Source organism: uncultured Bacteroides sp., from assembly GCF_902491285.1.
Classification (GTDB): Bacteria; Bacteroidota; Bacteroidia; order Bacteroidales; family Bacteroidaceae; genus Bacteroides.
The window spans coordinates 1-9,300 of sequence record NZ_CABUHK010000129.1 but is presented as its reverse complement, the minus strand read 5'-3'; the positions used below and the strand labels follow the sequence as shown (position 1 = coordinate 9,300).

General features: G+C 45.2%; 6 protein-coding genes. 2 read left to right on the top strand and 4 right to left on the bottom strand.

Annotated elements, in window-relative coordinates:
* Positions 1-536 precede the first annotated feature (536 nt).
* Both RDN93_RS20835 and RDN93_RS20830 read left to right on the top strand, forming a co-directional pair.
* Positions 537-1,154, top strand: a complete 618-nt coding sequence (locus RDN93_RS20835; RefSeq protein ID WP_308747266.1) for a DUF6088 family protein — start codon at positions 537-539, stop codon at positions 1,152-1,154.
* Positions 1,135-2,184 (top strand): nucleotidyl transferase AbiEii/AbiGii toxin family protein, encoded by a 1,050-nt coding sequence (locus RDN93_RS20830; protein ID WP_308747265.1) that lies wholly within the window; start codon positions 1,135-1,137, stop codon positions 2,182-2,184. The genes RDN93_RS20835 and RDN93_RS20830 overlap by 20 nt, the downstream gene beginning before the upstream one ends.
* A gap of 123 nt (positions 2,185-2,307) precedes the next feature.
* On the opposite strand, the gene RDN93_RS20825 is transcribed toward RDN93_RS20830, so the two are convergent.
* From RDN93_RS20825 to asnS, 4 genes are all read right to left on the bottom strand, one after another.
* Positions 2,308-6,414: a two-component regulator propeller domain-containing protein gene (locus tag RDN93_RS20825; protein WP_308747264.1), complete on the bottom strand. Its 4,107-nt coding sequence runs from the start codon at positions 6,412-6,414 to the stop codon at positions 2,308-2,310.
* Positions 6,415-6,527: 113 nt separating this feature from the next.
* Positions 6,528-7,730 (bottom strand): glycoside hydrolase family 88 protein, encoded by a 1,203-nt coding sequence (locus RDN93_RS20820; protein WP_308747263.1) that lies wholly within the window; start codon positions 7,728-7,730, stop codon positions 6,528-6,530.
* Between the two features lie 238 nt (positions 7,731-7,968).
* Positions 7,969-8,460, bottom strand: coding sequence for a DUF4488 domain-containing protein (locus RDN93_RS20815; protein WP_308747262.1), 492 nt, complete (start codon positions 8,458-8,460; stop codon positions 7,969-7,971).
* A gap of 139 nt (positions 8,461-8,599) precedes the next feature.
* On the bottom strand, positions 8,600-9,300 hold a 701-nt coding region (asnS, locus tag RDN93_RS20810; RefSeq protein WP_308747261.1), incomplete at its 5' end, for an asparagine--tRNA ligase.

Below are 9,300 nucleotides of genomic sequence, written 5' to 3'. Positions count from 1 at the left end.
CAGACAAGATTACGAATGAAATCAATAATACTTTTTTCATGATATCAAATGATTGGTTTTTCTGTAGGCAAATGTAGATAAACCACCTTGAACGGGACTTTCAATTCATTTCTTCCTTCTCTGATACCGTCTAAGATGACCTTGATTTCGTACATTTCGACTTAAAAATCGTCCAAGACAGGCGTTTGGATGGAATACAGATGAGTTTGAAGCATAAATCGGGGAATGGAGCGCGTGCCAGAACATACCGGAGCCAAGAGTTTCAACCCACTATGAAACTAATAGTTTCAAGCGGCTTGGAACACTTTGTTTCACACCGAGGAACACATTGTTCCCCGGTGCCGAACACATCGTTTCTCGGTGAGGAACAAAGTGACCGGTATCGGGGGAATAAAACAGACTGTACTGAAGACACGTTGAGTGATATGTATAGATGTAGAGAATGTCTTTTATCATCCATATTTGTCCTTTCATTGTTTGCTCATCTTCTAGGAATATGATAACTTTGCAAAAGTTACAGACTAAAGAATGTTAATATGACGATTCAGGAACAAATAGACGCGAGGGTGAAGGCAGCTGATTCGGGCACGCTATTTTTCGTAAATGATTTCTGCGAGTTCGACAATGCTTATGTCAGTAAGATATTGTCACTCATGGCAAGCTATAACATATTGGAACGGCTTGCCAAAGGCATTTACTACAAACCGATAGTGACGGAATATGGCAATGTCTATCCTTCGGCGGAAAAAATAGTGCATGCCATTGCCGAGCATGAACATGCGGAAATATTACCCACGGGCGAATTGGCACTCAATGTGCTGGGGCTGTCAACGCAAGTGCCCATGAAGCCCGTGTATCTCACTACGGGTTCTCCAAGGGTGATAGTCGTAGGACGGAAACAAATCCGGCTAAAAAGGCGTACACCACGCATGTATGCTTACAAGAGCAAGTTGATGCCCCTTCTGGAACTGGCAATGAAAGCCAAAGGGCAGAGCAATATCAGTGAAGGGGACATCAACCGTATCAGAGAACTGCTGCGAGACTCGCAGGAGAAATACCTCGTATATGGCGACCTCGGCAATGCCCCGGTCTGGATAAGAAAGATAGTGAAACAACTTTTTAAAGACTTGAATTATGAGTTTGTGGCAAAATAAGACCAAAGAAGAACGCACGGCCATGTTGCAAAGTGTGGCTTTTGACAAGCATCTGGAAGAGTTGGCTGTGGAAAAGGACTGGTGGGTGACGGTCACATTAAAAGCGTTGTTCTCCACATCTTTTACCGGCTATCTACTGTTTAAGGGCGGTACCTCGTTGAGCAAGGGATGGAATGAGATTGACCTGAAACGATTCAGTGAGGACATTGACATTGCCCTGAGCCGCAGTTGGTTCTTGCGGGAAGAGGTGAAGCAACAGTATCCGTTTGCCGCTTGCAGCAACAACAACCAGATAAAACTGCTGAGAAAGGAATCACGGAAAGTGGTTTTTGAACAACTGTCGAAAGAACTGGAAGAACAGTTGCAAGCGATGGGTACCACCGGATTCAAGATTGTAAACGTGACAACGGAAGAAACGGCCGAGGGCACAGTAGAAATTGCCACAGACAGAGACCCGGTAGTGATTAACGTTGAATACAACAGCATCCTGGAAGAAACAAACGAATATATCAGTCCTAAGGTAAAGGTTGAAATCAGCTGTCTTTCCATGGATGAGCCGTTTAAGGACAGACTGATTACTTCGCTGATATACGATAAATTTCCCGCTGTGGACGATGGAACAGTCTGTAACATACCGACCGTCTTGCCCATACGCACTTTCTTGGAAAAGGCTTTTCTGCTGAACGAGGAATATCAGAAGAAAGCACCACGGACGGAACGTATGAGCCGACATCTGTACGACTTGGAAAAGCTGATGGATGCATACGCCGATGATGCGCTTACCGATGAGAAACTTTACGCCGAGATAATAGCACATAGGCAGAAATTCTATCACATTGGTTTAGTGGATTACTTAAAAAACCAAAAGGCGCACATCACTATCTGGCCCGAAGAACCGCTTGCAAAGGAGTATGAAAAGGATTATAAAACAATGACCGACTCATTCATCTACGACACGGCACCGCTTACGTTTACCAAACTGAAAAAGCGGATAAAAGAATTAGAAAAGAAGTTCAAAAACGGCGAATGACGTTGAAAGCCAAATAGAGAAACCGCTCCATTATTCCGCCTTCCTTTTGCAGCCCGACCACGGCAAGCCACTCGCCTTCGTTTCGGAGAAGATACCCGAAGAAGATGGCTTGCAGAAGATGCACTACTTAGTGTGTTGTTTTATATAATCCGACGGCAGGCAACCGACGTACTTTTTAAAACTGGTAGAGAAATAAGAAGAAGAGCCGAAACCTACCATGCTACTAATCTCGGCAACGGAATAACGTCCTTCCAACAACAATTTGCAAGCCTTATTAAAGCGAATGCGGCGGACAAAGTTGGCGGGCGGTTCACCGGATATGGAATTCATCTTGAGATAAAGCGACGAACGGCTCATGCAAAGTTTGCTTGCCAAGTCCTCGGATGTGAAATCTTCGTTACTGATATTCTCTTCCACCACCTGAATGGCTCTGTTCATAAATTCCTCATCCAAGGTATTGGAAGTCATTTTGGCAGTATCGATGTCAATCGTGTTGGAATAATAATGTTTCAACCGTTGGCGGGCTTTCAGCAAATTGGCTATCTTGCCATTCAGTAAATGGATAGAGAACGGTTTCGCGATGTAATCGTCGGCTCCCGCCTGAATACCTTCCGTCTGTGCATCGACACTTCCTTTGGCAGACAGCAGAATCACCGGAATATGGCAAGTCTGCAAATTCCTTTTAATAAGCTGACAAAGCTTAATCCCGTCAATTCCCGGCATCATCACGTCGGAAAGGACGACATCTACCCGGTGTTCTTTCATGATAGCTAACGCTTCTTCCCCATTTCCGGCTGTCAGCGTCACATAATTCTGACGGAAATTGTCTCTCAGGTAATCCACCATTTCCTTATTATCATCCACCAGCAAAATAGTGGGACGTTCTTCCTCACCGGCAGTTTCCACCCCTATCCGGTCATCCCCGGATGCTTCCGCAGAACCTATAGCCGATAGGTCACCGGAGAAGTATTCGTCAGCCACCGGGAGTTCCCGAAAGGATGCAGATGCTTCAGCTTCATGTTCCGGTGCTTCCCGCTCTTTCTCTGTGAAAGCGTTGATGTCGGCAGGCAAAGCGACTTTAAATTCCGTATAGCTATTAGCTTCACTTTCCACAACAATAGTTCCGTGATGCTTCTCTACAAGCATTTTCACCAATGACAGTCCGATACCCGTCCCTTTCCGTTGCCCGTCTATCTGATAGAAACGTTCGAAAATACGGGTAAGCTGTTCCTGAGACATACCGATGCCGCTATCTCTCACAGTAAAGCTATATGTTTCCCCCTCTGCGTATAAAGAGAGCACTATATTACCCCCATCCGGCGTAAACTTAAAGGCGTTCGACAACAGATTCATCAGAATAGTTTCCAAATATGCCTTATCAGCCGGAAGCAACCGCCCTTTCAGGTCGGACTTCAGACTTAAGTCTATATTCCGCTTTTCCGCATTCTCTCTGAATAGGGCGCATACGTCCTCCAACAATCCATTTACATCCGTCTGCGCCACATGAACAGGCATCGCTCCCGCTTCAGCTTTCCGGAAATCCAATAATTGATTGACAATATGCAGCAACTTTCGTCCGTTCTTATAAACATAATCCAGTTTTTGACGCACCGGAGCACCTACCAGACTATTCTGCCCCAGGACTTCTTCCAACGGAGCCAGTATCAGGCTCAACGGAGTACGCAGTTCATGAGACATATTCATATAGAAACGCACCTTCTCCTGACTGATTTCTTCTACCTTATTCCGTTCTATCTGTTCGATTCGCACCTGCATTTTCATCTTGGCACGAGCTATGAAGAAATAGACAATGAATACGAGCAGTCCTACAGAAAAGAAAACGAAAAGCATCTTTGCCCACCAAGTCTGATACCACATCGGGATGATGTGCACAAAAAATTCCGTAGTAGCTTCGCTCCATTTCCCGTTATTGTTGCATGCCTTCACTTTGAACACATATTCTCCGGGCGGCAGATTGGAATAGCTCGCCCGCGAGGACGACGTGTATTTGGAATAATTCCACTCCGTTTCAAATCCTTCCAACTTATAAATGAACTGATTCCGCTTTCCCGCCAGATAGTTAATAACGACAAAGCGGATATTAAATAATTTCTGGTCGGAAGGGAACGACATACCAAGCATTCGTCCCTGCTCATCCTGATAATAACGTACCCGCTCGCTTTTCAAGTCCGTAATCACTTGATTAAAGACTACGGCTCCCGTGACAACCGCATTCGGAGAATACGGATTATCCTCCAGTTCGTAAGGTTTGAAATAGGCAACACCACCGAGAGAACCCAAAAAGAACGTACCATCCTGTGCCTTACAAGCTCCGAAGAAATTGAACTGGTCGTGAGGCAGCCCGTCCTGTTTGGTATAGTTGAGGAAAGTGCCTTCTTCCCTGTTGAAGCAGGCCAGTCCCTTGTTGGTAGTCAGCCACAGACGTCCCCGTTCATCTTCCAGTATGCTATAAATAAAGTCATTCGGCAAACCGTCTTTCATTGTATATTGTTCCCAAGCGGTTGGCGCACCCTCCTTATAGCGGTATAGACCTGTAGAAGAACCTATCCATATATGGTGATGGCTATCTTCCTGCACACAGAAGGCTTGTATCAGCCCATGCAGATAAGCCGAAGAAGGAAGATGCAATTCTTCCAGTTTTCCGCCGGCATACAAGAACAAACTTTCTTCCGTTCCAATCCATATCCTTCCTTTCGAGTCACGGAACAATGTATATATCAACACGTTCTCCAGTTTGTTGTGCTTTTTAGCCAATGGATGCAATGAAAACCCGCCGGTCTGTTTGTCAAAGAGGAAAAGCCCGCTCATACCACCTACCCAAAGCGTTCCGTCCTCTCCGTCCAGTAAGGAATAGCAACTGTTATTCAGAGAAACCGAATGTGGGAAGTTGAACGTTTCTATTCTCCCGCTCTTGCGGTGCAGACGGTTCATTCCTCCGCCATGAGTACCGATATAGACACTACCATCCCTATCCGTCCATATACATTTTATATTATCAGACTTCAGGGAATTGGCGGAAGTCCCCGCCCGGAAGCATGAGAAAGCTCCTGTTTTCCGGTCATAGTAGTTTAATCCGCCGTCATTCGTGCCAATCCACAGATTCTCGCTGTCCGGTTCCTCGGCTATACAACTTACGGTGTTATCACTCAACGAGTTCCGGCAGGAAGAATGTTGCAAGCGTCCGAAAGCCGGAGCTAAAGGATGATAATAATTAAGCCCGCCGTAAAACGTGCCTATCCACATACCGCCCTGGTTATCTTTCAGGATAGAGCGAATGGAGTTGTGCCCTAATGAGGTAGGGTCTTCGGGCGAAAAACGGCAAATCTGAAAAGTCTCAGCTTCCGGTTCAAGAACAAGCAAGGCTTCCATAGTACCTATCCAGATTCGTCCCTTGTCATCCTGGCTCAATGTCCTGACTGAGTTTGTAAGGAAGTAAGCAGGGGTATTCTGCTTGTTATAATGCTTTTTTATCTGGAAATTGTTATCGACACAATATACCCCGTTGGTCAATGAAGCCAACCAGCAATTTCCGGTTCTGTCATCATAAAGCATACCGGAGATAACTTCCCCTTTCAGTTGAAGGAGAAGCCGGGTCACGTTCTCATTGCGTACGTAGTAGAAATAAACACCTTCCGAAGTACCCAGCAGGAAGCCGTCATTCATCCGGCAAACCGAATAAATCGTTTTTCCGGCAAGTTCCGGCTGCACCTTCATCCGCCCCGTCTTTTTATCGAAAATCACCAGCCCTATATTGGTGGCAAGCAGAAGCCGGTCACCCTCTTCCGATTCCCCGATAGCCAGCACCTGCATCGGCTGATTGTCCGCCGGTGAATAGTTGGTGAAATTATTCCCTACAATATTATAACGGGACAGGCCGACCTGCGTACCTACCCATACCGTGCCTTTCGGGTCGGTATAAAGTGAATACACATGATTGTTCGCCAGGCTTGTCGTATCATCCGGTACCTTATAGTAAGAAGCAAAGCGGGCTCCTTCATACCAGTTCAGCCCGTCTACCGTGCCTACCCAAATCTTATTATTATGGTCTTGCGTCAAGGCAAGTACAGTATTCTGTGACAGTCCGTCGTCTACGGACAACCGCTTAAAATGGATAGGGCTGTCGGCACCCGGGATAGCATATAAAGGAAGAAACAAGATGCAAACGGATAATCCGAGTATGTACTTAAACAGCAAATGCCGGTCTTTCATAAGCTAATATTAAAGATTTCATCGTAAAGATAGATATTTTCAGTCCAATCTTATAAACAAACCCTGTTTTTTAACTCATATAAAGGACCGGCATCGACCTTAAAAAACTAATACTATGAACGATTTGAATTCTCTTTTAAATCCTTATAGCGCTTCATTGCTTCCAAATAATAATAATCGGCATAGTTCAACGGCGTATCAATCTCGCTGTCGTGCGGGAAACTGCCGACAGAATGCAGCAGGATGAAACCCTGATTTTCTCCTTCTTCCGCCAAATATTCCTCAGATGACAGTTGCTTCAGAATGTTTTCCGCATAACGGAAGTATTCTTCTCCTTGTTTCTTATCACCATATCCGCTCAGTTCCAGTAATGCGGAAGCTGTCACAGCAGCCGCGGAAGCATCTCTCGGTTCATTCGGAATCTTGGGCGCGTCATAATCCCAGTAAGGGATATAATCATTTTCCGACGGACGATGGTCGATAATAAACCGGGCTATCTTATGAGCGGCATCCAGATAGTTCTGCTGCTTGGTGAAGCGGTAACACATGGTATATCCATACACTCCCCACGCCTGACCACGCGCCCAGGCGGAAGAATCGGCATATCCCTGGAATGTTCCTTTCGACTCCACTTCGCCGCTGTCCGCCAGATAGCTTACCACATGATAAGAGGTCATGTCCGCCCGGAAATGATTCTTCAATGTCTTGTCGGCATGAGCAATAGCAATATCACGATATACAGGATTATCAGTCCGCTCTGAAGCCCAGAACAACATTTCAAGATTCATCATATTATCAATAATCACCGGATAACTCCAGTCGCCGAAGTCCCACGAACGAATCAATCCTACTTTCGGGCTAAACCGGGAACAAAGACTTTCGGAAGAATGTACCAGAATCAGACTGTCGGCCGGCTCCGGTTTCAGACGAATCCCCTGCCCGTAACTGCAAAACATCATAAAGCCCAAATCGTGATTGCCCGTATAATATTGCATATCCTGCAAACGGTTCGTGTACTTGCGTGCTTCCTTTGCCAGCGCTTCATCCCCGGTCAGTTCGTATGCCAGCCACATCGAACCGGGATAAAAACCGCTCGTCCAGTCGGTAGGATGTTCCAACCTGTACTTTCCTTCTTTTATGGAACGGGGGAAGCAAGCCGTGTCCGGCTCATTCTTCAATTGCTCTGCCATATAGAGCAACTGATGCCCGGATGTTTTCACCGCATGGTCGAACCATTGCATCTCATTTCCTTTCGGAGCATTGCAGGCAGTCAGGAAAGCAATGCTCCCTACCGCCACTAAAAGTTTGTTTTTCATTGTTCTAATTCTACAATTGTTGATGCAGGCAAAGTTAGAGCAATGCAGAGAAACGGAATTTATATATCTTCCTTTTCATTTCCGTTTCTATTTAAACCGACTTTGATTTCGTCCAAAACCTCTTCGTTTTTATCTTTTACACAAAAGACAGGCACGGATTCTACGATATACTGTACTCTTGCTATGCTTGAATACAGTGCATTTCGTAAAATCCGTGCCTAATAAAAAAACGATATCTTTATCTCACAATATCTTCCGGGAACTTGGCCGGCATCTCCACCCGTTTCCAGGTTTCATAATACCAGGTATTCAGTTCGTTCCCATTCAAATCGTTTTTGATGAAATACTTCAGACACAGATAATCATTATCCTTAATCTCGAATTCCAGAATATTATCCTGATTATCCAGCATCGGGAGATGAATATTCTTCTCGATACTTTCCTTATAAGAATCGTCAGTTAATTGCTTATACGTACCATACCCCGTAATAATTGCATCAGAACCGGGAATAATCGTAAAGTTCACGATTCGTCCGTCTTCACTCAACACCTTAAATGTATTACTGGGCTTCAACTCTCCCGGAACATCGGGAGATTCCGACACATAATGGCAAAGTTGCCAGATTCCTTTCAACTCGGCCGCTTTGAATTTAGTTTTCTTCTGGGCCGTCGCACCTGTTACCGCCAACAACATTATTGAAAGCATGGTAAAGAAATAGAGCTTTTTCATTGTCGTATTATTTTAGTTAACACTCTCGAATGCGTATCTCCAAATATAAATATTTATTTTGAGAATAGAACCATGAAGCGCATAAAAAAACTCGCATAACCAAAAGATTATGCGAGCCTTACATAAATATACCGAAATATTAGAAATCAGCATTTCTCGGTGTACGCGGAAACGGTATCACGTCACGGATGTTCGCCATACCTGTTACGAAAAGTAACAAGCGTTCGAAACCGAGTCCGAAACCGGAGTGAGGACAAGTACCGAACTTGCGGGTATCCAGATACCACCACATATCCTTCATCGGGATATGCATCTCTTCGATACGGGTCATCAACTTATTATAATCCGATTCACGTTCGGAACCGCCAATGATTTCACCGATTTTCGGGAAAAGAACATCCATCGCACGTACCGTCTTACCATCCTCGTTCTGCTTCATATAGAAAGCCTTGATATCCTTCGGATAGTCAGTCAGGATCACCGGACGCTTGAAGTGTTCTTCCACCAGATAACGTTCGTGCTCGGAAGCCAGATCGACGCCCCAGTAAACCGGGAACTCGAACTTGTGTCCTTTCGCTACGGCCTCTTCCAAAATCTTGATACCGTCTGTATAAGGCAGACGAACGAAATTATCTTTCAATACACCTTGCAGACGTTCAATCAGTCCCTTATCGAACATATCGTTCAAGAACTTCACGTCGTCCGCACAGTTATCCAACGCCCATTTCACACAATACTTAATGAACTCTTCAGCCAAATCCATATTGTCCGCAATATCGTTGAAGGCAACTTCCGGCTCAATCATCCAGAACTCTGCCAAGTGGCGGGGAGTATTGGAGT